General features: G+C 41.2%; 26 protein-coding genes. 20 read left to right on the plus strand and 6 right to left on the minus strand.

Annotated features, from left to right (window positions below):
- Positions 1 to 97 precede the first annotated feature (97 nt).
- Positions 98 to 670, plus strand: coding sequence for a transcriptional regulator Rok (rok, locus tag MHH65_RS06855; RefSeq protein ID WP_024426871.1), 573 nt, complete (start codon positions 98 to 100; stop codon positions 668 to 670).
- 47 nt (positions 671 to 717) lie between these two features.
- Here rok and MHH65_RS06860 read toward each other — a convergent pair whose 3' ends face one another.
- A complete protein-coding gene (locus MHH65_RS06860; protein ID WP_024426872.1) occupies positions 718 to 1,635 on the minus strand; it encodes a hypothetical protein in 918 nt (305 codons plus the stop codon).
- An 85-nt stretch (positions 1,636 to 1,720) separates the two neighbouring features.
- Between MHH65_RS06860 and MHH65_RS06865 the strand changes: the two genes are divergently transcribed.
- The 6 genes from MHH65_RS06865 to moaD are packed head-to-tail and all read left to right on the plus strand — an operon-like array spanning position 1,721 to position 5,856.
- On the plus strand, positions 1,721 to 2,302 hold the full coding sequence (locus MHH65_RS06865; RefSeq protein WP_024426873.1) for a molybdenum cofactor guanylyltransferase: 582 nt from the start codon (positions 1,721 to 1,723) through the stop codon (positions 2,300 to 2,302).
- 30 nt (positions 2,303 to 2,332) lie between these two features.
- A complete protein-coding gene (locus MHH65_RS06870; protein WP_024426874.1) occupies positions 2,333 to 3,349 on the plus strand; it encodes a thiazole biosynthesis adenylyltransferase ThiF in 1,017 nt (338 codons plus the stop codon).
- Between the two features lie 9 nt (positions 3,350 to 3,358).
- Positions 3,359 to 4,636 carry a gephyrin-like molybdotransferase Glp gene (gene glp / locus MHH65_RS06875; RefSeq protein WP_024426875.1) on the plus strand — a complete coding sequence of 426 codons (1,278 nt, stop codon included), beginning with the start codon at positions 3,359 to 3,361 and terminating at the stop codon, positions 4,634 to 4,636.
- The gene (gene mobB / locus MHH65_RS06880; protein WP_024424784.1) at positions 4,618 to 5,142 is read left to right on the plus strand and encodes a molybdopterin-guanine dinucleotide biosynthesis protein B; all 525 of its coding nucleotides are present in this window, start codon (positions 4,618 to 4,620) and stop codon (positions 5,140 to 5,142) included. Before glp ends, mobB begins: the two co-directional genes overlap by 19 nt.
- The gene (locus tag MHH65_RS06885) at positions 5,139 to 5,630 is read left to right on the plus strand and encodes a molybdenum cofactor biosynthesis protein MoaE (RefSeq protein WP_024426876.1); all 492 of its coding nucleotides are present in this window, start codon (positions 5,139 to 5,141) and stop codon (positions 5,628 to 5,630) included. Before mobB ends, MHH65_RS06885 begins: the two co-directional genes overlap by 4 nt.
- The gene (moaD, locus tag MHH65_RS06890) at positions 5,623 to 5,856 is read left to right on the plus strand and encodes a molybdopterin converting factor subunit 1 (protein WP_024424733.1); all 234 of its coding nucleotides are present in this window, start codon (positions 5,623 to 5,625) and stop codon (positions 5,854 to 5,856) included. Before MHH65_RS06885 ends, moaD begins: the two co-directional genes overlap by 8 nt.
- A 47-nt stretch (positions 5,857 to 5,903) precedes the next feature.
- Here the strand turns inward: moaD and MHH65_RS06895 are convergent, their stop codons facing one another.
- On the minus strand, positions 5,904 to 6,281 hold the full coding sequence (locus MHH65_RS06895) for a hypothetical protein (protein WP_024424734.1): 378 nt from the start codon (positions 6,279 to 6,281) through the stop codon (positions 5,904 to 5,906).
- A gap of 517 nt (positions 6,282 to 6,798) precedes the next feature.
- Between MHH65_RS06895 and MHH65_RS06900 the strand changes: the two genes are divergently transcribed.
- The 8 genes from MHH65_RS06900 to lepB all read left to right on the plus strand — a co-directional run bounded on the left by MHH65_RS06900 (position 6,799) and on the right by lepB (position 15,091).
- Positions 6,799 to 7,425, plus strand: coding sequence for a YIP1 family protein (locus tag MHH65_RS06900; RefSeq protein ID WP_024426877.1), 627 nt, complete (start codon positions 6,799 to 6,801; stop codon positions 7,423 to 7,425).
- Positions 7,426 to 7,434: 9 nt separating this feature from the next.
- Positions 7,435 to 8,541: an efflux RND transporter periplasmic adaptor subunit gene (locus MHH65_RS06905; protein ID WP_073205021.1), complete on the plus strand. Its 1,107-nt coding sequence runs from the start codon at positions 7,435 to 7,437 to the stop codon at positions 8,539 to 8,541.
- A complete protein-coding gene (locus tag MHH65_RS06910) occupies positions 8,538 to 9,239 on the plus strand; it encodes an ABC transporter ATP-binding protein (RefSeq protein ID WP_024424737.1) in 702 nt (233 codons plus the stop codon). Before MHH65_RS06905 ends, MHH65_RS06910 begins: the two co-directional genes overlap by 4 nt.
- On the plus strand, positions 9,226 to 10,419 hold the full coding sequence (locus MHH65_RS06915) for an ABC transporter permease (RefSeq protein WP_073205022.1): 1,194 nt from the start codon (positions 9,226 to 9,228) through the stop codon (positions 10,417 to 10,419). The genes MHH65_RS06910 and MHH65_RS06915 overlap by 14 nt, the downstream gene beginning before the upstream one ends.
- 318 nt (positions 10,420 to 10,737) lie before the next feature.
- A complete protein-coding gene (locus tag MHH65_RS06920; RefSeq protein WP_268414081.1) occupies positions 10,738 to 11,493 on the plus strand; it encodes a DeoR/GlpR family DNA-binding transcription regulator in 756 nt (251 codons plus the stop codon).
- Positions 11,490 to 12,401 carry a 1-phosphofructokinase gene (pfkB, locus tag MHH65_RS06925; RefSeq protein WP_268414080.1) on the plus strand — a complete coding sequence of 304 codons (912 nt, stop codon included), beginning with the start codon at positions 11,490 to 11,492 and terminating at the stop codon, positions 12,399 to 12,401. Before MHH65_RS06920 ends, pfkB begins: the two co-directional genes overlap by 4 nt.
- A gap of 13 nt (positions 12,402 to 12,414) precedes the next feature.
- Positions 12,415 to 14,307, plus strand: a complete 1,893-nt coding sequence (locus MHH65_RS06930) for a PTS fructose transporter subunit IIABC (RefSeq protein WP_024424741.1) — start codon at positions 12,415 to 12,417, stop codon at positions 14,305 to 14,307.
- 211 nt (positions 14,308 to 14,518) lie between these two features.
- Positions 14,519 to 15,091 carry a signal peptidase I gene (gene lepB / locus MHH65_RS06935; RefSeq protein WP_029706712.1) on the plus strand — a complete coding sequence of 191 codons (573 nt, stop codon included), beginning with the start codon at positions 14,519 to 14,521 and terminating at the stop codon, positions 15,089 to 15,091.
- 63 nt (positions 15,092 to 15,154) lie between these two features.
- Here the strand turns inward: lepB and MHH65_RS06940 are convergent, their stop codons facing one another.
- Positions 15,155 to 15,430 carry a hypothetical protein gene (locus MHH65_RS06940; RefSeq protein WP_024426883.1) on the minus strand — a complete coding sequence of 92 codons (276 nt, stop codon included), beginning with the start codon at positions 15,428 to 15,430 and terminating at the stop codon, positions 15,155 to 15,157.
- A 143-nt stretch (positions 15,431 to 15,573) separates the two neighbouring features.
- Here MHH65_RS06940 and MHH65_RS06945 point away from each other — a divergent pair, with 143 nt between their 5' ends.
- The gene (locus tag MHH65_RS06945; RefSeq protein WP_024426884.1) at positions 15,574 to 17,193 is read left to right on the plus strand and encodes an ATP-binding cassette domain-containing protein; all 1,620 of its coding nucleotides are present in this window, start codon (positions 15,574 to 15,576) and stop codon (positions 17,191 to 17,193) included.
- A gap of 39 nt (positions 17,194 to 17,232) precedes the next feature.
- Here MHH65_RS06945 and MHH65_RS06950 read toward each other — a convergent pair whose 3' ends face one another.
- From MHH65_RS06950 to mreBH, 3 genes are all read right to left on the minus strand, one after another.
- Positions 17,233 to 18,465 (minus strand): aminopeptidase, encoded by a 1,233-nt coding sequence (locus MHH65_RS06950; RefSeq protein ID WP_024424744.1) that lies wholly within the window; start codon positions 18,463 to 18,465, stop codon positions 17,233 to 17,235.
- A gap of 108 nt (positions 18,466 to 18,573) precedes the next feature.
- Complete coding sequence (locus tag MHH65_RS06955; RefSeq protein ID WP_003210922.1) at positions 18,574 to 18,705, minus strand: protein YkpC; 132 nt, start codon at positions 18,703 to 18,705, stop codon at positions 18,574 to 18,576.
- A gap of 74 nt (positions 18,706 to 18,779) precedes the next feature.
- Positions 18,780 to 19,787 carry a rod-share determining protein MreBH gene (gene mreBH, locus MHH65_RS06960; RefSeq protein WP_024424745.1) on the minus strand — a complete coding sequence of 336 codons (1,008 nt, stop codon included), beginning with the start codon at positions 19,785 to 19,787 and terminating at the stop codon, positions 18,780 to 18,782.
- Positions 19,788 to 20,063: 276 nt separating this feature from the next.
- On the opposite strand from mreBH, the gene MHH65_RS06965 reads away from it, so the two are divergent.
- The 4 genes from MHH65_RS06965 to MHH65_RS06980 all read left to right on the plus strand — a co-directional run bounded on the left by MHH65_RS06965 (position 20,064) and on the right by MHH65_RS06980 (position 23,344).
- On the plus strand, positions 20,064 to 20,342 hold the full coding sequence (locus MHH65_RS06965; RefSeq protein WP_024424746.1) for an AbrB/MazE/SpoVT family DNA-binding domain-containing protein: 279 nt from the start codon (positions 20,064 to 20,066) through the stop codon (positions 20,340 to 20,342).
- Between the two features lie 144 nt (positions 20,343 to 20,486).
- A complete protein-coding gene (locus tag MHH65_RS06970; RefSeq protein WP_268414079.1) occupies positions 20,487 to 21,797 on the plus strand; it encodes an ATP-binding protein in 1,311 nt (436 codons plus the stop codon).
- 4 nt (positions 21,798 to 21,801) lie between these two features.
- On the plus strand, positions 21,802 to 22,638 hold the full coding sequence (locus MHH65_RS06975) for a gamma-glutamylcyclotransferase family protein (RefSeq protein WP_268414078.1): 837 nt from the start codon (positions 21,802 to 21,804) through the stop codon (positions 22,636 to 22,638).
- Between the two features lie 37 nt (positions 22,639 to 22,675).
- The gene (locus tag MHH65_RS06980) at positions 22,676 to 23,344 is read left to right on the plus strand and encodes a TrkA family potassium uptake protein (RefSeq protein ID WP_008345123.1); all 669 of its coding nucleotides are present in this window, start codon (positions 22,676 to 22,678) and stop codon (positions 23,342 to 23,344) included.
- Positions 23,345 to 23,509: the final 165 nt, after the last annotated feature.

A 23,509-nucleotide genomic window follows, 5' to 3' on the forward strand; every position in this document is an offset into this window, starting at 1 on the left:
AGCAAACTGTAAAATGATAAAAAAATAGTTGATAAAATTAGTTTTCTAATCTAATATTTACTATAGAATATTTTTTATATGATGAGGGGGAAATCCATTGTTTAATGAGAGGGAAGCGTTACGTTTACGATTGGAACAATTAAACGAGGCAGAAGTAAAGGTCATCCGTGAATATCAAATTGAGCGAGATGCGATTTATGCAAAATTAAGAGAATTAGACCGTCAAGGAACAGGTCTAGTGTCAGATACAAAAAAAGAAGTACGTACAGAGAGAAAGACGGATTCACTGCCTGTATTAGCTGAGCTTGCTGCGCAAGAAATGAGAAGCTACCAGCAGCCGGCACAACCACAATCATCATCTTTAGGAACAGGACAGCTAAACGGTGCGCCTGTAGGTATTCCTGAAGGATCGACAAGACGCAGAAGAGGCACAGCTCGTCCTGGCTCTAAGGCAGCGAAGCTTCGTGAAGCTGCGATTAAAACGTTAAAGCGTCATAATGCAGCGATTAAAAGCTCAGAGCTTCAAAAAGAGATCGAAAAAGAGAGCGGTCTTGAAATCCCAAATATGACAACGTTTATGCAAAGCTTAATTAAAATGTACCCTGAAGTGAAGAAGCCTTATCGCGGACAGTATATTTTAGAAGGCGACATTCAAACAGAAGACGAATAAATAAAAAACTGCTGGGCATAAAAGCCAGCAGTTTTTTATTTTGAGAATTATTTCTTTTGATCAACTGTATAGACAATTTTGCGTTCCTTGGGCAGATGATCACGCTGTTTTTTGAAGCTGTCGATTTTGACTGTCATGACCTCTCCATTACGCTGCACTGCATCGACTTGTTCCTGAAGTGTTTGAACTTGTTCGTTGAGTTTCTTCAAGATCGGTTCGATTTCTTCTGTCGTTTGCAGGATGCGGTCTCGTGAGAATGGCTGTGCATTTGTTTGTGCTGACTGGTCAATATCAGCAAAATGAGATGCAATCCATTCTTCGCTTTCTGCTAACTGTTTTTGATAGCTTGTGAGTGTTTCGTAAAAAATCGCTTCTTTTGCTTTTTCAATTTGCAGTAATTTCTCCTGTGTTTCATAAAAACGCTCTTGAAGATGTCTGACGCCTTCCTGTAATACATGGAGCTCTGCGTTTTTATTGCCCAATGTTTGCTGCAGCTTCTCAATCACTGCGGATAAAGTATTTCCTTTTTTTTTCTCTTTTGTAAGTCGTTTATCTTGATCCTCTATCCGTTCATTTAATTGTTGAGAGATTTCTTTATATTTGACAACTTTCAAATGCAGCCTGTGTTTTTCTTCTGTTTCTTTTCTTCTATGATAGGTTTCCTTTTGCAGCATCTCATGGAGAAGGACCATTTTATGTAATAATTCTGATTTGCTGTAGGAGAGATCCTGTATTTTTGAGGCAGCATCGTGTTGATCATTGGTCATTTCATCCAATTGTTGTTTTAATTGCGTGAAATCCTTTTTCATCTCATGATATTCTTGAGTTAACTTCTTATTTTTAGAATACGTATATGAGGACTGTAAATCAGAGATCATTTGTTGATATTTGGCAGTTTCAGCTTTTAAGTATAAATTCTCTTGAGATAAATCATGGAATAGGGGAGAAGCATGACGCCTGTTCATCGATAGACCCTCCTTATTCATGTTACCAATAAAGTATGCGAAAGGAGTGCGATTAGAACAACCATATCAAAGGAGGACTTAGAGGATGCACGTAGTGAATGTAATTTTAGCTGGAGGCGCTTCCAGACGCTTTGGAGAGCCAAAGGCAAGTCATATGTATCAAGGGAAACCATTATATGAGCATGTGAAAGAGCAGCTTTTAGAAGGGCAGACGGTCATCATCAGCCATCCATCGCTTCTTCCTTTTTTCAAAGCAAGAGGTGAACAAAGTGTGTGGTTAGATGATGAAGAGGTGCGCGGATGCGGACCGCTTGCCGGCATATATACGGCGATGCAAAAGCAAAAGGCAGATTGGTATTTAGTGACGGCATGTGACATGCCTTTCATACGGAAGGAAACAGCGGAAGTGTTATCGTCTTATTGCAGCGAGCACGCAGACGCCGTCATCCCGCTTGATCAGGGCAGATTACAGCCTTTATTTGCGTTTTATCACCGCCGCTCTCTGCCGTTTATTCGCGCGTGTTTAAAAGAGAATCAATTAGCCATTAAAGACTTGCTTCAAAAGCTTCAAGTGCGCATCGTTTCAGAGGAAGAACTGAACGTGACATCAAACGAATTTCGTAATATCAATAAAAGAAGCGATTTACCTGAAAACGGTATGATATGATACATAAAAAACGGTGAGGAGAGAGCAGCATTGAATGACCGATATTCAAGACAAATCTTGTTCCCTCCGGTTGGGGAAAAAGGACAGCATGCGCTGGCTGAAAGTCATGTTCTGATCGTTGGAGCCGGTGCTCTTGGTACCGCCTCTGCGGAAGGGCTTGTCCGGTCTGGCATCGGTACGCTTACGATTGTCGATCGTGATTATGTGGAATTTTCAAATTTACAGCGGCAGCAGCTGTACACGGAACATGATGCAAAGGCGCATATGCCAAAAGCAGCTGCGGCAAAAAAACGTCTCGAGCAGATCAATTATGAAGTGACCATACACGCCCTGATTGAAGATGCAGGGGCGGAGCTGTTAAGGCCGTTATTCCAGAGAGCAGATATCGTCATTGATGCAACAGATAATTTTGAGACAAGAATGGTCATGAATGATTTATCACTAGAAACAAAGACGCCGTGGATATATGGCGCTTGTGTGAGCAGTCAGGGGATGTATATGGCCATATTGCCGGATAAAACGCCATGTTTATCATGTGTGTTCACGGCAATGCCTGTTGGCGGCTTGACGTGCGATACAGCGGGGATTATTTCACCTGCCGTTCAAATGGTTTCTGCTTATCAGCAAACAGAGGCACTCAAATATTTAACAGGTCATGAAGAGCAAATCGAGCGGAAATTTGTCACGTTTGATCTTTGGCAGTCTACATCCTTTAAAATGGATTTATCTCGCACGAAGCAGAAAGACTGTCCAACTTGCGGCACGGCAAGAACCTATCCTTATTTACATGACCAGCGTAAAAAATCCACGGTGCTTTGTGGACGTGACACCGTTCAAATTGTATCAAAGGATTTAGCAAAACTATCATTTCAGCATATAAAAGAGCGGCTCTCATCTATATGTGAGGTGGAAGTAAACGACTTCTTAATCCATGTACGCTACGAAAACTACCGAATGGTCTGTTTCAAAGGGGGACGTGCATTAATCCATGGAACAAATGATGAAAAAGAAGCCAATTCATTACTAGCAAGACTGCTAGGGATATAGGAGTGAAGTGTGATGGAAAGACGGCAGCCAATACAAGTAGAAGAGGCCATAAAGAAAGTCCACCAATACGAAAAACATGGAGAAATAGAATGGGTCCCTTTAAAGGACAGCCTTGGACGGTTTATTGCAGAAGATATTTTGGCAGACCATGATGTTCCGGCATTTGATCGTTCTCCGTATGATGGCTTTGCACTTCGGGCAGAAGATACAAAAGAAGCATCAAGCGAGCATCCAGTTGAATTCGAAGTCATTGATCATATTGGTGCAGGAATGGTCTCAGCAAAAACCATCGGTCCCTTTCAGGCCATTCGTATTATGACAGGAGCAAAAATTCCAAATGGCGCAAATGTCGTTATCATGATTGAACTGACGAAGACTTTTGAAAAAGGCGGCAAATCATTCATGTCACTGAAAAGACCGCTGAAAAAGGGAGACAATATTTCTCGTCAAGGAGAAGAGGTACTCAAAGGAAACGTGATGGTCAAAAAAGGAACAGATGTCACTCCTGGCGTCACGGGTCTATTGGCGACATTCGGATATGCGGTAGTGCCAGTTGTCAAAAAACCGGTGATTGGCATTATCTCAACAGGCACAGAGCTTCTTCAAGTAAGTGATGCCATGGTGGACGGCAAGATTAGAAATAGTAATCTTAGTATGGTCTATGCGCAGGTACTTGAGGCCGGAGCTGAGCCGCTTGATTTAGGCGGAGTCTCCGATGACTTTGATAAAAGTTATCATGCAGTAAAAGCAGCCATAAGCAAGGTAGACATTCTGATCACAACAGGCGGTGTGTCAGTGGGCGATTTTGACTTTCTGCCTGCCATTTATGAAAAACTGGGAGCCAAGGTCCTGTTTAATAAAGTAGCCATGAGACCCGGAAGTGTGACGACTGTGGCTGCAATGCCAAATGGTCAATTGCTGTTTGGGCTGTCCGGAAATCCTGCTGCCTGTTTTGTGGGCTTTGAATTATTTGTGAAGCCGATCATCTATAAATGGTATATGAAAGAAAATCCATTTCCCGCTTTTGCTGAGGCGAAACTCACACATGATTTTCCAAAAGCCAATCCGTTTACTCGTTTTGTCAGGGCTGCCCTTCAATTCACTGGCAGTCACATCAGTGTGACTCCGACAGGTCTTGATAAATCAAGTGCAGTGACCTCTATTGCAGAGGCTGACTGTTTCATCGTGCTGCCTGGGGGAACAAGAGGTTTTCAAGCAGGTGATCAAGTTGATGTTCTGCTGTTTCAGCACAAAGGCGGTGGTTCCTCGTGCTGGATGACAAATTAAGCATATTACAGGTGGTCGGTTATCAAAATAGCGGCAAGACCACGTTGATCGAAAAGCTCTGTCAGCTGGCTGAATGTGAAGGGCTGAAGCTAGGCTGCTTTAAACATCATGGACATGGCGGGACACCAGATCGTCTTTTCAAAGAAAAAGATACTGATCGATATATTCAGGCAGGTGCATATGCCGCAGGTGTGGAAGGAGAAGGTGAATTTCACTTTTCGATGCAGGACTTCACGTTAGAGCAGCTGCTCAACATGTGTCAGCATCTTCCGTTAGACGCTGTTCTCATAGAGGGGTACAAACAGGCGCCTTATCGCAAAATCGTTTGTGTCAAGAATGAAGAGGAGCTTATTGACCTTTCAACTCTTTCTAATATACAAGCAGCTATTTATTTTTCTCAAGAGGATCCATTAACCGAAAATTACCCGTTTCCTGTGTTTTCAGCTTTTGATAAGCGCGGGATGACATTTGCTTTTCACTTATTGAAGGGAGGCGGCACGTTTTGAGCGAACTTTTTAAAATAACAAAAACGCCGATTGAGGTAAACGAATTGATTCAGCATGTGACAAGACGAAAGGCAGGGGCGATTACGACGTTTATCGGGACGGTCAGAGAATGGACAAACGGCAAGAAAACATTGCGTTTAACCTACGAAGCATACATACCAATGGCGGAAAGCATGCTAAGGCAGATTGGACAAGAAATCAAGAATCGATGGCCTGACACTGAAGCAGCGATTGTGCACCGGATTGGAACACTTGAGATAACGGATATTGCTGTTGCGATCGCCGTTTCGTCTCCTCATAGGAAGGCTGCCTACGAAGCCAATGAATATGCCATTGAACGAATCAAGGAAATCGTTCCCATTTGGAAAAAAGAATATTGGGAAGACGGAGAGGCCTGGATAGGTGATCAGCTTGAAACGGTTTCATATCCAGAAGGTAAACCTAGCCATCTTCAACTTGCAGAAAAAGAAGGTGATCAGCATGATTAATGTGTTATTGTTCGCCGGCCTTGCTGAGAAGGCCGGTAAACAACAAATCATCATTCAAAAAGATCAAACAACGGTTGATGAGATTAAAATAGAATTACAGGAGGTATATGGTGTTGATGCTGCACAAAATGTAATGGTTGCAGTCAACGAAATATATACGAGGGGAAATGCTGAAGTGCGTAGCGGGGACACTGTTGCACTCATTCCTCCTGTAAGTGGTGGATAATAGATATTAGAGGATTTGGTTATGGCCACCCGGCTGTAACCAATTTTTTATGTGTGAAAAGTTTGTAGAGGTGCTTGGGTGTGATCTTCGTAAATAAAACATCCCCTTCTTGCTTTAGAAATGTGAGGATCGAGCTGCTGAATGAGATCATACAATTCGCTGATTCGTCTCACATTGAAATCTGTTTGAGCTTGAAGCTGTTCCTTTAATTCTTTTGTGCTCACAATGCTTCCCTTTTTCTCTTTAATAATATCTACACATCTTGCAGCGTAGTATATTTTGTCGTTAGAAGGTCTGCTTTCTTTCATATCAAGTAATTTGAGCTCATGATAAATCGATTCTCTTTCCTTTCGAAAGTATTGCCATGCTTCTTGTTCCTTTTCATACAGTAAAATCAATTGCATTTTCAATTTTTCTCTTAACATTCACTTGACTCCATTTCCACTATCATTTAACCTACCTCTATTTTACATTATATGAAAAAATAACTTTTGATCAAGTAAAATCCCTTTATTTTTAATTTTTTAATATGAAAGTATTGATACTAAAGACTTATTTGTTCTGTAAAAGAAACCATTCATAGTCCTATAAAGCCGGGATTTGCCGAAATTACTAGGATTATTTTAACAAAAAATTGTTGTGTCTATGTAAGACCATGCGAATCCAAAAGAAAAGGATATTTATTCCGAAAGACATATTGTTTACTTAATAAAATGTTTTTAAGTCAGTAAAAGCACGATTCTTGATATGAATATGGTCGGATCATGAGGTCATTTGAAGGATTTCATTCGTGAAAATAGAATAATAGATAAAATTTTTTCTCAACGAAAATAAGAAAATTAAATGATCGATCACTTATTGGCAATCTTTTGATAAAATAGAAAGAAAAAGAGCGTCATTGTGCGTTTGCATACTTGCTTGACATAGAGAGGATGACATTTGATGAAAGAAAACATGCAAAAACCTACGATCATTGGAGTGAGCACAAGACCATCAGAGCACCTGAAAAGAGTATGGGAACATCCAGTTGTTTGGTGGCCTTTATCTTGTGTGCTTATTTTAACAGTCGTTGTGACTTATTTGTCTGAGCTCGTAAATAAGGGAATGTGGGCAGATTTAAGTTTGCCGGTACCTGTTGTTTATGTGGTGACGCTCATTGGCCTGGTATTTGGCATTGTCATCAATGCAGCTATATATAAGTTCATCGTATTTTTAGCGAAAGGTGATGCATCATTTCGGCAGCTGTTTTCAGCGGTCCTGTTCATTACGCCCGTTACGATCATTGGAACGATTATTTCTCATTTGGCAGTCATCCTTTTTCATGTTCCAAAAGACATCACGGTTACCTCGTTAAACGCGCTCATTCGAATGTCTGGTCCATGGCAGGCGGTGTTAGCCAATATCGATCTTTTTGTGATCTGGAATCTTGTTTTAACAGGCTTTTTATTCATCCGAGTTGGGCGTATATCACCGAGAATTTCTTGGGTGATTATAGGCGTTTTTTATATCTTATCGTTAATTTTTCAATATATAGGAACAGCAATTAACATATCAGTAAGCTGGGGGTAGAAGGTTTTTATGAGAAAGAAAATCATCATCGGATCTATTTTAATTATTGTGATTGGACTATTTATTGGATTTAATATTGCGAAAAACCAAGCAAAGCCTGCTTCTACAGCAGCGATTAAAACAGTCAAACTCACGCCGAAAGAAATCACATCTACGGTGATGACACCCGGGACACTTTCGTTCTCTGAAGAGCAGTTCATCTATGAAGAAGAGGAAAAGGGGAAATTGAAGGGAATTGCTGTGAAAGAAGGGGAAAAGGTAAAGGCTGGTACGCCGCTTCTTACATATGAAAACAAGGAACTGGAGCTTGAGGAGCAGCAGCAAGCACTAGCGGCTGAGTCAAGTACATTAAAACTGGAACAATTGCAAAAAAGGCTGAGTGAATTAGATGAGAAAAAAGCAGGCGGATCTGACGCTAATGCTAAAAGCGAGCGAGATCAGCTTCAATTAGAACTGAAAGCGGCTGAATTAGAACAAAAGCAAGCAGAGATCAGCCAAGAAAAAGTAAAGGCGCAAATAGAAGATTTAACCGTACATAGTAAAATTGATGGAACAGTCATTTCCATTGAGCAAGAGGCCGGGGCAGGGGGACCGGAAGAAAGACAGCCGATCATCCATATTGGTCATGAGAAAAAAATGATTGTGCGGGGTTTGATCTCAGAGTATGATGCCATCAAAATCAAAAAGAAACAAAAAGTGAAGGTAACATCTGATGTTATTCGCGGGAAGAGCTGGCAAGGAGTCGTGAAAAAAGTGGGCGCTGTTCCTGTCCAGACTACAGCCGAAACAACTTCGAGCGATCAAACGGTTCAATATCCTGTTGAAGTTGAAATAAAGGGAAAGAAACCTGAGGCGAAGCCTGGTTTTAAAATGATCATGGAAATTGAAACAGATAAGCGCCAAGCGCAAACGATTCCTGAAACAGCGGTAAAAAAAGAGACTGATGGACAATACGTTTATGTTGTTCGAAAAAATGTACTGAAAAAAGTAAAAGTGGTCATAGGGGAAACGTCAGGTCATGATCTTGAAGTGACAAAAGGTGTCAAGGCAGAGGATCAAATCATTGCTCATATAGCAGATGATATGTATGACGGAATGGAAGTGGATGCTGAATGATTCAGCTTTCCAACGTAACAAAAAGCTATGAGGTCGCACACGAAACATTTGATGTATTAAGTGACATGAATCTTGTCATTGAAAAAGGCGAGTATATGTCCATTATGGGCCCGTCCGGCTCTGGAAAGTCAACATTAATGAATATTATTGGCTGTTTAGACCGCCCGACGACAGGACAATATCATTTTCAAGGTACAGAGCTGTCAGCAGCAAAGGATCAAGAGCTTGCGGTCATTCGAAATCAATCCATTGGATTTGTTTTTCAGCAATTTCACCTCCTACCAAGGTTAAATGCGAGGCGCAATGTTGAACTGCCAATGATTTATGCTGGGATCAGTCAAAAGGAAAGAAAAGAACGTGCGGAATTGGCGCTTGAAAAGGTTGGTTTGGCAGATCGAATGAAACATATGCCAAGTGAGTTGTCAGGAGGACAAAAGCAAAGGGTGGCCATTGCACGAGCGATTGTCAATATGCCTCAGCTTATTTTAGCAGATGAACCGACTGGTGCGCTCGACTCAAAAACAAGCATGTCAATTATGGAACAGTTTACACAGCTGAATGAGGAAGGGACAACGATTGTGCTTGTCACCCATGAAGAAGAAATAGCTGCGTATACAAACCGTACGGTCGTTGTGAGAGATGGACGGCTTGTTGAAGATAGATGGATACAAGGGGACGCTATGAATGAAACTCTTTGAAAATATCAAAATAGCGCTGAATTCGGTTTTAGCTCATAAATTACGTTCTATTTTAACGATGCTTGGGATTATTATTGGTGTTGGATCAGTCATTGCAGTCGTGGCGATCGGTCAAGGCGGTGAGCAAATGTTAAAAGGATCGATTTCAGGTCCAAACAATACCATTGATATGACATATACGCCTTCTGACGAAGAGTTAAATGTAAATCCAAATGCTTTATTCGAAGCCTCATTTACTGAGGAAGACATAAAAAGCATTAGGACAATCAATGGGGTGAAGCAGGTCGCTTCCTCGACTGCACAAGGAATGCAGCTGAGATTTCAAGATACGACAGTTGATGCGACCGTTAACGGCATAAATGAGGGGTATACGGATGTACATTCATTACAAATCGCAGAAGGACAGAATTTAAGAGATATTGACTTTAGAAGCGGCAGAAGAGCTGCCCTCATCTCGGATGGCTTACAAAAAGAACTATTCAATGGACAAAAGGCATTAGGTGAACTGATTTGGATGAACGGACAGCCAGTTGAAGTCATCGGTGTGTTAGCAAAACAGAAAGGGATGTTTTCATTTGATATGAATGAAATATATGTCCCATTTGCGATGCTCACCTCCACATTTGGTATGAATGAATATGATAAGTTGTCTATTCAAGTCGCACATGCGGATCAAATGAAGGAAGTAGGAAAGAGCGCGGCTGCCATACTAAATGAAAATCATCATACAGAAGAAGCTTACGAAATGATCAATATGGAAGAAATCGCAGAGGGGATCGGTCAAATAACGTCCGTTATGACAACGATCATTGGCTCAATAGCCGGAATCTCTTTACTTGTCGGCGGCATCGGTGTGATGAATATTATGCTCGTTTCTGTGACAGAGAGGACAAGAGAAATCGGTATTCGAAAGGCGATGGGCGCAACAAGGGCGCAAATTCTCGTTCAATTTTTAATTGAGTCTGTCGTTTTAACACTCATCGGCGGGCTGATGGGAATTGCACTTGGATTAGGCGGTGCTTCGCTAGTATCACTATTTGCCGGCTGGCCGTCTCTCGTATCTTGGCAAGTGGTTTGTGGAGGCGTACTGTTTAGTATGCTCATTGGAATTGTTTTTGGGTTAATTCCTGCGAATAAAGCAGCGAGACTAGACCCTATTGAATCGCTCAGGTATGAATGATTCGGAGAAGAAAAAAGCATACAAATGGTTTACATTTGCCTTCATTACACATCAAAAGCTTTTATGCAAATCGCATAGAAGCTTTTTTTAGTTCCATTGAATGAAATAAAAAATGATAGAAATGCTAATATCATGACTTTCATCTTAATGTCACATATTTTTCAGTTTACAAATGGTACATATAAAGGTAAGATGACCATGGTGAAAGATTTTGATAGTTATTGAATGTATTTGATTGTTTTGTATTGATAATGTTGAAAAAAGCGATTACAATAAAGGTGCGCGCAAAATGAATACGTTTTCAAAAGGGGTGTTCTCATGTTAACACCGGAAAGACATCAACTCATTATTGACAGCTTAGAAGAAAATGATGTCATTAAAATACAGGACTTAACGATGATGACGGATGCGTCTGAATCTACAATTAGAAGAGATTTATCAGCCCTTGAAGAAAAAGGATTTCTTAAAAGGGTTCATGGAGGAGCAGCCAAGATTTCGAGTATTCGCCTTGAACCAGATGTATTTGAGAAATCTGCCAAAAACCTTCAAGAAAAGTCAGTGGTAGCAGAGGCAGCGGCATCTCTTTTAAAACAGGGCGACTGTATTTATTTAGATGCAGGTACAACCACACAGCAAATGATTGAATATATCGATCCAGATCAAGATATTGTTGTGGTGACAAACGGTGTGATGCATATTGAAGCACTTATGAGAAAAGGCATTACCTTTTACTTGATAGGCGGATCAGTGAAACATCGAACAGGAGCCATGGTGGGAGCCGCAGCTTTGACAGCGATGGAAAATTATCGTTTTGACAAAAGCTTTGTTGGGACAAACGGCATTCATCCCGAGGCGGGATTTACAACGCCTGATCCAGAGGAAGCACTCATGAAAAAAAGAGCCATGAAACAGGCGAAAAAAACCTATATCTTATCAGATGCCTCGAAGTTTGGCGAAATATCGTTTTCAACCTTTGCTAGTTTACAGGAAGCCACCATTATCACAAACGACGCAAAAGAGGATTCATTCGATAATTACCATGAAAAAACGGTTATAAAGGTAGTGAAAACATGATTTATACAGTTACTTTAAACCCATCAGTTGATTACATCGTACACGTGGAGGATTTTGCAGTCGGCGGTTTAAATCGTTCAACCTATGATCAAAAATATCCAGGTGGTAAAGGTATCAATGTCTCAAGGCTATTAAAACGTCACGGTGTTGAATCAAAAGCACTTGGATTCATTGGTGGATTTACAGGCAAATATATTCAAGATTTTTTACAGAACGAACAATTACAAACAGCCTTTCACGAGGTGTCAGAAGATACAAGAATCAATGTGAAACTAAAAACAGGTGAAGAGACAGAAATCAACGGACTCGGCCCATCAATTACTGAAGCGCAATTTGAGTCGTTTCTATCTCAATTTTCTTCATTGACTGAAGGAGATGTCGTGGTTTTAGCTGGCAGTATTCCTTCTTCATTACCTCATAACACATATGAGCGTATTGCTGAAGTTTGCAGAGAGCAAGGTGTAAGAGTTGTTCTTGATATTTCTGGCGAAGCGTTAAAAAAAGCAGCAGACATGAAACCGTTCTTAATGAAGCCAAATCATCATGAATTGAGTGAAATGTTTGAGACGAGTATTTCATCAGCAGAAGAAGCAATTCCTTATGGGGAAAAGCTGTTAGAACAAGGTGCTGAACATGTCATCGTCTCCATGGCTGGAGATGGTGCCCTATTATTCAGTAAAGAAGGAATCTATCAATCCAATGTTCCAAAGGGAACGCTCGTTAATTCAGTTGGAGCAGGAGATTCAGTCGTTGCAGGGTTTTTAGCCGGCGTTTCAAAAGGCCTTTCAATTGAAGATTCATTTAAGCTTGGTGTTACTTCAGGAAGCGCTACAGCCTTTTCTGAGGAGCTTGGCACAAAAGAGCTTGTTGACACACTATTACCACAAGTAAAAGTCACACGCATTTAAAGGAGGAGTCATCATGAAAATTACAGAACTACTCACGAAGCATACCATTAAGCTTCAATTAGACAGCCAGCAGAAAGAAGCAGTCATTGAAGAGCTGGTCACTGTTTTAGATACAGCAGGCAAGTTAAATGATAAAGAGGGCTACAAAGAAGCTGTGATCAATCGTGAAAAACAGAGCTCTACTGGTATTGGCGAAGGAATTGCCATCCCGCATGCTAAAACAGCGAGTGTAAAAGAGCCTGCCATTGCATTTGGCCGCTCAACTGCTGGTGTAGATTATGAGTCACTAGACGCGCAGCCGAGTCACCTTGTCTTTATGATTGCCGCAACTGAAGGCGCAAACAACACGCACTTAGAGGCACTTTCTCGTTTATCCACACTTCTTATGCGTGAAGAAATTCGAAAGCAGCTCCTTGAAGCGGCGACTGAAGATGAAATCATTGAGATCATCAATACACATGATCAAGATGATGAAGAAGAAGAGGAAGTTCAAGAGGAGCCGGCTGCAGAAGGAAAACCTGCTAAAATTTTAGCGGTAACAGCCTGCCCGACAGGCATTGCCCATACATTTATGGCAGCAGATGCTTTGAAAGAAAAAGCAAAAGAAATGGGCGTTGACATTAAAGTTGAAACAAACGGCTCTGGCGGTATTAAACATGCCCTTACAGCAAAAGAAATTGAAGAAGCACCAGCCATCATTGTGGCAGCGGACAAGCAAGTAGAAATGGAACGCTTTAAAGGCAAGCATGTCATTGAAGTCCCTGTAACAGCTGGTATTCGCCGTCCACAGGAATTAATTGAAAAAGCAATCAATCAAGATGCGCCGATTTATAAAGGTTCAGGCGGCAGTTCTTCTAAAGAGGAAAATGAATCATCTGGCAAAGGAAGAAGCGGATTTTACAAGCACTTAATGAGTGGTGTAAGTAACATGCTTCCATTTGTTGTCGGAGGCGGTATCCTTGTTGCGATTTCATTCTTCTGGGGCATTAACTCAGCCGATCCTAAGGACCCTTCATTTAATTCATTTGCAGCTGTCTTAAAAGGAATTGGCGGCGATAATGCGCTTGCCTTAATCGTTGCGGTATTGGCTGGATTTATTGCCATGAGTATTGCAGATCGTCCAGGTTTTGCGCCAGGTATGGTCGGTGGTTTTATGGCGTCAGCAGCAGGTGCAGGGTTCTTAGGCGGATTGATTGCTGGTTTCCTAGCAGGTTACATTGTTGTGCTGCTCAAAAAAGTATTCACATTCGTACCGCAGACACTCGACGGGATTAAACCGGTTCTGCTGTATCCATTGTTCGGTATTTTCTTCACAGGCATTATCATGCATTATATTGTCAACACACCAGTGAAAATGGTGATGGACGGATTAACACATTGGCTTGAATCATTAGGTACGGGAAACCTTGTCTTAATGGGTATTATTTTAGCTGGTATGATGGCAATTGATATGGGAGGCCCAATTAACAAAGCGGCTTACACATTTGGTCTTGCGATGATTGCTGCTGGCAACTATGCACCGCATGCTGCGATTATGGCAGGCGGAATGGTTCCACCACTAGGTATTGCACTTGCAACAACGATCTTTAGAAATAAGTTCTCAAAACGTGACCGTGAAGCAGGGATTACATGTTACTTCATGGGAGCTGCCTTCATCACGGAAGGAGCGATCCCATTTGCGGCGGCAGATCCTCTTCGTGTGATTCCTTCAGCTGTTATTGGTGCAGCAGTTGCTGGCGGATTAACGGAATTCTTCAGAGTGACGCTTCCTGCACCGCATGGCGGACTATTTGTTTTCTGGGTAACAAATCATCCAGTTCTTTATATCATCAGCATCTTAATCGGTGCTGTTGTGACAGCGATTTTACTGGGTATTTTGAAAAAACCAGTCAGACAAGAAGCGTAATGCAGAAGAGAAGCATCGTGTAAAACGGTGCTTCTTTTTGTTTAATTATCAGTGAATTAGGAAAAAATATCTAATTAGATGGTTGTCTTGTGAATTTTTAAATGACATATGATAAAGTAAAGTTATTCAATTCACGTTTCAAGTCTTTTAGCAGAAAGTCTTAGGAGGAAGCAGTATTTTGAACGAAGAAAACAAACAAAACGAAAATGAAATTCAATCTGATGCGAAGCAAGCCAAAACAGAGAAGAAAAGTTCACTATTTGAATGGATCAAAGCCATTTTAATCGCACTTGCGCTCGTCTTGCTCATCCGTACGTTTATATTTGAACCGTATGTGGTGGAAGGAGAGTCAATGGAACCGACACTTCATGACGGGGAAAAGCTGTTTGTCAACAAAACCATTAACTATCTCGGTGGTGTGAAACGCGGTGACATCGTGATTATTAATGGAAAAGATGGTCAGAAGATTCATTATGTCAAACGATTAATCGGCCTTCCAGGTGATACGATTGAAATGAAGGATGATACGCTTTACATTAATGGAAAAAAAGTAGATGAGCCTTATTTAAAAGAGAACAAGGCGCATGCGAAAGAGTATGAAGTGCATTTAACTGGAGATTTTGGTCCAGTAAAAGTACCGAAAAACGATTACTTTGTGATGGGGGACAACAGACTCAATTCCATGGACAGCCGAAATGGACTTGGCCTCATTGAAAAGGATCGGGTTGTCGGGACATCAGAATTTGTTTTCTTCCCATTTGGCGATATTCGACAGACAAAATAAAAGCACCTTCTCATGGGCAAGAGAAAGGTACTTGAACGAGCGACCCTTACAGAAGGGTCGTTTTTAATTTGGTGTGAGCACCGTCACAATGATCACAATCGCAAGAACAGAAGCGAACACAGATCCGATAATGGCTAAAACGGATCGAAACAATCCGATCTTTTGGTTTTCTTTTCCCCGCTTTTGTAAAAAGCGTTTGGAAAAGATGTGAACCAGTGTGTAAATCAGGACAAGCCCAATATAAAGGCCAAAGTCCCTCGCATTAAAGCCTGTTGCAGATAAATAAATGCCCATAAAGAAAATCAATAAACAGTATTCCATCAGTGTGAGTAATCTCAAATCGCCCGAACTCCTTCAATCAATCATTCCCGTTTATTATAGCATAATAGACAAAAAGCCTTCGTTCTTAGCGAGAGACGTTTCTATCAAACGTTATTCATGTTATACTTCATAATGATGAATGAGTGATGGAGGATTAATAAATGATTGCAGTAAATAATGTTAGTTTGCGCTTTGCTGATCGTAAACTATTTGAAGAAGTAAATATTAAATTCACTCCTGGCAACTGTTACGGATTAATTGGTGCCAATGGAGCTGGTAAATCAACGTTCCTAAAAATTCTTTCTGGCGAAATTGAGCCTCAAACGGGCGATGTTCATATGAGTCCTGGCGAGCGTTTAGCGATTTTAAAACAGAACCACTTTGAATACGAAGAGTTTGAAGTGCTGAAAGTCGTCATCATGGGTCACAAACGTCTATATGATGTGATGCAGGAGAAAGATGCGATCTATATGAAACCTGATTTCTCAGATGAAGACGGGATTCGTGCAGCAGAACTTGAAGGTGAATTTGCCGAATTAAACGGCTGGGAAGCTGAAAGTGAAGCAGCGATCCTATTAAAGGGTCTTGGCATTCCAGAAAGCCTTCAATCGAAGAAAATGTCTGAGCTTGGCGGTTCTGAAAAGGTAAAAGTACTTTTAGCTCAGGCTTTATTTGGCAAGCCTGACGTTCTTCTTCTCGATGAGCCGACGAACCACTTGGACTTACAAGCAATCCAGTGGCTCGAAGAGTTCCTCATTAACTTTGAAAATACCGTCATCGTCGTTTCGCATGATCGTCATTTCTTAAATAAAGTATGTACTCATATTGCGGATCTTGATTTCGGAAAAATCCAAGTATATGTCGGTAACTATGATTTTTGGTATGAGTCCAGCCAGTTAGCGCTGAAACTAAGCCAAGAAGCAAATAAGAAAAAAGAAGAACAAATTAAGCAGCTTCAAGAATTCGTTGCCCGGTTTAGTGCGAACGCTTCTAAATCGAAGCAAGCGACATCAAGAAAGAAATTGCTTGATAAAATCTCTTTAGATGACATTAAGCCGTCTTCACGTAAATATCCGTATGTCCATTTTGCACCAGAGCGCGAAATCGGAAATGATGTCCTTCAAGTAGAAGGTCTATCAAAAACAATTGACGGTGTAAAAGTACTGGATAATGTCAGCTTTATTATGAACCGCGAAGATAAAATTGCGTTCTTAAGCCGTAATGAGCTTGCTGTGTCCACTTTATTTAAGATCCTTGCTGGTGAAATGGAGCCAGACAGCGGATCATTTAAATGGGGCGTCACAACGTCACAAGCCTTTTTCCCGAAAGATAATAGTGAATACTTTGAAGGAAACGATGTTGATCTCGTGGATTGGCTCCGTCAATATTCTCCGAATGATCAAAGCGAAAGCTTCCTGCGTGGTTTCTTGGGACGTATGCTTTTCTCTGGGGAAGAAGTGAAGAAAAAAGCAAGTGTCTTATCAGGAGGAGAAAAGGTTCGTTGTATGTTATCAAAAATGATGCTGTCTGGAGCGAATATATTGCTGTTGGATGAGCCAACGAACCACTTAGACCTAGAATCCATTACAGCGCTGAATAACGGTCTCATGAGCTTTAAAGGAGCTATGCTCTTCTCATCTCATGACCATCAGTTTGTTGAAACAGTCGCAAACCGGATTATCGAAGTGACGCCAAATGGCATCGTCGATAAACAAACAACATATGATGAGTTTTTATCAGATCAAGACATCCAAAAAAGACTTGAAGAGCTTTACGCATAACACAAAAAAAGACATCCAAATGTGGATGTCTTTTTTTGATTAAATCGCCCAGTTTCCATTTCGGAAGATCGGTTCGCGTTTCCCGTCTTTTGTGATTCCGTCAATATTCATTTCCTTTGAACCAATCATAAAATCAACGTGTGTAATACTGCTGTTCACACCCGCAGCATCCAATTCCTCTCGTTTCATTTCTTTTCCGCCTTCGATATTAAACGCATATCCGCTGCCGATGGCAAGGTGGTTTGATGCATTTTCATCGTAAAGTGTATTGTAATAAAGAATATTTGAGTTAGAAATTGGTGAATCATCTGGTACGAGGGCAACCTCACCTAGATAATGAGAGCCTTCATCTGTTTCAACGAGAGATTTTAAAATATCTTCGCCTTCTTTTGCTTTCACATCCACAATCCGGCCGTTTTCAAAGGTTAATGAAAACTCATCAATGATGTTTCCAGCATAGCTGAGCGGCTTTGTGCTGGAGACTGTCCCGTTTACACCGTCTTTTTTCGGTACGGTAAAGACTTCTTCTGTCGGCATGTTGGCCATGAACGAAACGCCGCGTTCACTTACGCTGCCAGCACCTACCCAAATATGCTGCTCTGGAAGCTCGATCGTTAAGTCTGTGCCAGGTGCTTCATAATGAAGCTTGTGGTAGTGGCGTTCATTGAGTATTTTGACCTTTTCGTTTAATGACGCATCGTGCTTTTTCCAAGCCTCAACTGGATCTGCTTGATCAGCGCGTGCGACTTTAAAGATTTGATCCCACAATAACGTGACAGCTTCTTCATCTGTATGGTCAGGGAAAATCTTTTTCGCCCATTCTTTTGATGCAGCACCTACGACTGTCCAAGCGACTTTGTCAGATTGAACGTATTGACGATATGTATGTAGTGCTGAACCAGCAGCTTTTTGCTGTGCAGCGATTTTTTTCGAATCAATGCCTCGCAAAAGGTCAGGGCTTTCTGACAGGATGGTAATAAAAGCGCCTCCGCGTTTTGCGATGGTTTCCATCATCTGTGCTTCCCATTCAGGGAATTGCTCAAATACATCTTGCGGTGCATGTTCATACTTTAAACGGGTGAGAACACCATCACTCCAGCGGATATGTACGTTTTTCGCCCCGCGTTCATACGCGTGTTTCGCTACAAGACGAACAAGATGTGCAGATTCAGTAAATGCGGATACAACGACTTCCTGCCCCTTTTGTACATTCACACCGACTTCAACGATGGTCTTCGCATATTGATCTAGTTGTTTTTCAAATGAACTCATAAAAAACCCCTCCTTTAGTCATGTTCATCATATCAGATTTATGACCGAAAAGGAAAATGGGGAGCCCGTTTAAAGCCAAAATAAAAAAGCCGCTTTCGTGCGGCTTTTTTAGCGGTTCAGTTGTTTCACAGGCTGTGCATTAGAAGGCGGCATATGTGAAAACGACAGGCTCATTCCTCCTAAAATAATACCCGTTAAAATGACTGTGACAACGACCCGTTTACCTAAATCAAGCAACATGTTCTTCCTCCTTCACGTTTATCCATTTCTCACGATATGATCGAAATGACAAAAAAAGAAGTAGAACAAGAAGATTATTTTAAAGTTTTTTGCAATTTGTCGATCACTTCTAATGAACGACCTGTTCCAATTGCAACAGATTCAAGGGGATTGGCTGCAATATGGACTGGAACAACAATCTCTTGAGAAAGCCATTCTTGTATTCCATTTAAAAGAGCGCCTCCGCCAGTTAAAATGACGCCGCGGTCTACAATATCTCCGCTTAGCTCTGGAGGGCTGTCCTCTAATGTGGCACGGATCGCTTCTAAAATATGAAGAAGTGATTCACGCATGGCTCCTTGAATTTCATGAGAGACAAGTGTGATCGTTTTTGGCAGTCCTGTCACAAGATCGCGCCCGCGCACTTCTAATGATTCAGGCTCATGCTCAATAAGACCATACCCAATTTCCATTTTCACCTGTTCGGCAGTCCGTTCGCCGATTAATAGGTTATATTTCTTTCTGACAAACGTAATGATATCTTCATCCAGCTGATCGCCGCCAATTCGGATCGAATGACAAGAGACAACGCCGCCAAATGAAATGATTGCAACTTCTGTTGTTCCGCCGCCAATATCGACTACGACGTTCGCAACAGGCTCGTCTACCGGAAGATCAGCACCGATGGCAGCTGCAACAGGTTCTTCAATTAAATGCACATGTTTTGCTCCGCAGTTTTTCACAGCATCGCTGATCGCGCGGCGCTCAACTGCTGTTGAACCAGAAGGTGTACATACAACGACAGTTGGCTTTCTGAAGGTAAACCCGATATTTTTTCCTGCTTTTTTCATGATTTGTTTAAGTAAATCTGTTGTCATATCATAATCAGCGATGACACCGTCTTTCATCGGACGGATCGCAACAATTTTCCCAGGTGTTTTCCCGATCATTTCTTTTGCTTCTGATCCGACGGCAAGTACAGTCTTTGTTTCTGTATCAACTGCTACGACGGACGGTTCATTTAAAATAATTCCCTTATTTTTACTATAAACCAATATGTTAGCTGTTCCTAAATCAATTCCAATTTCGGCATTTTGAAACATGTTTTCACCCAATCTCTATTTTTGCTGTTTTAAACAATTTTACATTTAAAAGTTCAGAGGGTTGATGTCATTTGTGGGGGTTTGTGATCACCTTGAAATGAATCTGTAAAATTCAAGTATCATTTTGACAATCACAATAAATTTTCCCTTTGTTTTTTCTTTTATGAAAAAAATTTTTATAGAGGAGAAACCTTTTAAGAATCTCTTACGTCTACGATATATCAATTGGTGAAAAACAGATTGATCTTGAGCTAATGAAAGAAAGAGGGAACGAAATTGAAATCTATCGGAGTCGTAAGAAAAGTAGACGAACTAGGGCGTATTGTGATGCCAATCGAATTGAGAAGAGCACTTGATATCGCTATTAAAGACAGTATGGAATTTTTTATAGATGGAGATAAAATCGTCTTGAAAAAATATCAGCCAGAGGGCGTTTGTCTCATGACTGGTGAGATTACATCAGAGAACCATGAATATGGAAATGGTCAAATTACATTAAGCGCTGAAGGCGCAGAACTGCTGTTAAAAGAGCTGCAAGAAGCTCTTCAGAAGTAATCAAAATAGCCTGCTCTCTTCCTTTGTGCTGAGAACAGGCTATTTTTCTTTAAAAAAGTTCCTTAAAAATGCCCCATCTCCCTCAAAAAATAAGTGGAAAATGGTACAATTGACAAAGAATCTCAGGGCGGCAGGTGGAATCATTTGAAGAAAACATATCAAGTGCGGATCGTGTTATCTGTTCTTGCATTTATCTTAATCATAAGCTGGGATTTCTTTTATTATCTAGGCGGCTATCAAATTAATTGGCCGCTCGATCTAGCCTTTACAGTCGTTGTGTTAGCAGGGATCTGGATTGTCTCAGGATATGTAGACCGCTTGAATTTACTTGTGTCAGATCTAAATAAGAGAGAAAAAGAAGCACACGAACTGACAGAGCGGCTGAATCGAATTACAGATAACTTGCAAGAAATTGTCTTTGAAACAGATGAAAAAGGGCACATCATCTTCTTAAATCAAGCATGGAAACAAATGACCGGCTATGACATAGATGAATGTCTAGGTACGAAGTACAATCAGTACTTTGATCAAGAAGAAAGAGTTATTCAGCATTTGTCATCTGTCATCAAAGAGCATAAAGATTCAGGGCGGATCGAGCTGCAGCTTCTTCATAAAGAGGGAAAGAAAGTATGGGGAGACGTTCATTATAAGCTCTACTTTGATGAGCAGCACCAGTTTACTGGAGGTATTGGAACAGTTGCAGATATTACAAAACAAAAGCTGGCAAAGCTTGAACTTGAAAGATCAAATCAACAAGTGCAAATGCAGGCGCAAAAGTTAGCCGTTGCAGGACAAATAGCCGCTGGAATCGCCCATGAAGTCAGAAATCCGCTGACCTCAGTAAACGGCTTTTTGCAGCTGATGAAAACACAATATCCTGAAAGAACCGATTATTTTGACATTATCTTTTCCGAAATTAAACGGATTGATTTTGTTTTAAGTGAGCTGCTTGTGCTGGCAAAGCCGCAGTCGGTCCATTTTCAAGAAGTTCAGCTTCATGGACTGTTAGAGCAGGTCATTACATTGCTGAAAACCAATGCAGTCCTTTCGAATATTGATCTCAAACAGCCATTTAAAAAGCAGGATGCCGGCGCTATATTAGCAGACGCTAATCAAATGAAGCAGCTGTTCATTAATTTAATCAAAAATGCCATTGAGGCAATGCCCGAAGGCGGCAGCATATACATATCAACAGAAAAAGTGATGAACGAATGGAAAATTACCATTCAAGATGAAGGAAAAGGGATGTCTGAAGAGGATATTCAGAAAATATATGATCCTTTCTTCTCCACGAAAACAGAAGGGACGGGACTTGGCCTCACCATCTGTGCAGCGATTTTAAAAGATCATCACGGTAGGATGGATGTGGTCAGTGAGCTGGGAAAAGGTACAGCTTTTCATATCTATTTACCTGTGTGGCAAAAATGCAGACAGCAGAAAGGCGAGAGGACGTGATTTCATGAAGGTGAAAGCTTTATTCGTATATGGGACGCTTTTGCAGCATGAAGAGCACCACGAGGCGTATATGAAAGATAGCAGGTCATTAGCTAAATCAGCTTGGATCAGCGGCAGAATCTATGATACAGGTCAAGGATACCCTGCGTGCGTTCTAGAAGAGAAAAGCACAGTATATGGAGAATTGTACGAGGTAACCGCAAGCACGCTGAATAAGATAGATTTTCTTGAGGAAGGGTATGACAAGCAGGTGGTCGATGTCATGACAGACAAAGGGCTGGTGGCGGCTGTTACATACACTTTACCAAAGCAGAAGGCATCATCTCTGAAGGAGATCGAGAGCGGCTGCTGGAAGGAATATAGACTGTGGCAGCAGAAGCCGGCATCCTTCTATTATTTTGCCTATGGCTCCTGTATGGATGATGCAAGATTTAAACTGGCAGAAGTTGATCATTATTTTAAACAAATCATCGGCGGCGGTGCTCTGAACGGCTTTACAACTAGATTTACGTTGGTGAGGCCTGATGGATCAAGAGCAGATATGGTAGAAGACGGCGGAGAAACAGAGGGCGTTTTATATGAGGTTCCTTTTGATGCCATTCGATATTTGTACAAACGAGAAGGCGTCTATGAGGGCACATATCGTCCAGCATTTGTCGATGTCAAAATAGGTGATCAAATATATGCAGACTGTTTAACCTTTCTAGTTCTTCAAAAAAGCGATGAAATTGCTCCGCCAGGTCATTACCGCAGTGAAATTGAAAAAGGAGCAGATCTTTACTTAAGTGAAGCGTTCCGCAAAAAAATTCGCTCGCATATGGATTCGTTAATCAAACCGTAGTAAAATGCATGGTAAGTGAGATAAAAGGAGTCTGAACATGAAAAAGGAATATGCAGTCATTGGTCTTGGACGCTTTGGCGGAAGTATTTGCAAGGCGCTGAGCGAAGAAGGACTTGAAGTCATGGCCATGGATATGAATGAAGATCGAGTGAACGAATACGCGAAAATTGCATCACATGCGGTGATTGGTGATTCGACGGATGAATCTGTTTTAAAAAATCTCGGTATCCGCAATTTTGATCATGTCATCGTTGCGATTGGTGAAAACATTCAGGCCAGTATTTTAACGACGATCATGCTGAAAGAGCTTGGCGTCAAAATGGTCACAGTAAAGGCGCAAAACGACTATCACGAAAAGGTACTAAATAAAATTGGGGCTGACCGCATCGTTCATCCAGAGCGGGACATGGGCAGACGAATTGCACATAAAATCATCTCCAATAACGTATTAGATTATCTTGAGCTGTCAGATGAGTACAGCCTCATTGAAATCGTTGCCAACAGCAGGCTTGCAGGGCATTCTCTTTTAGATCTCGATATTAGAGCGAGATATGGCATTAATATTGTGGCGATTAAGCGTGGAAAAGAAGTGATTGTTTCACCGCTCGCAGATGAAATGATTCAAAAAGAAGATATTCTGATTGTCATTGGGGCAGTAGCCGATATTGGACGCTTTGAAAAACGAGAAATGCAGAACGATTATTAAACACCCTGGGCGGGGTGTTTTTTTATATGATTGTGTACACATGAGGTGGACAGTGAAGAGGGAAGAAGACATTTAAAAGGGCTGTTTTGTTCTGCATAAACAGCTAAAGTCAATCATCATATTATTCATGCAATTATCACTATTCAGAAATAAAAATCAGTCTTT

This window comes from Bacillus sp. FSL L8-0654 (assembly GCF_038629965.1).
In the GTDB taxonomy this organism is placed as follows: Bacteria; Bacillota; Bacilli; order Bacillales; family Bacillaceae; genus Bacillus; species Bacillus safensis.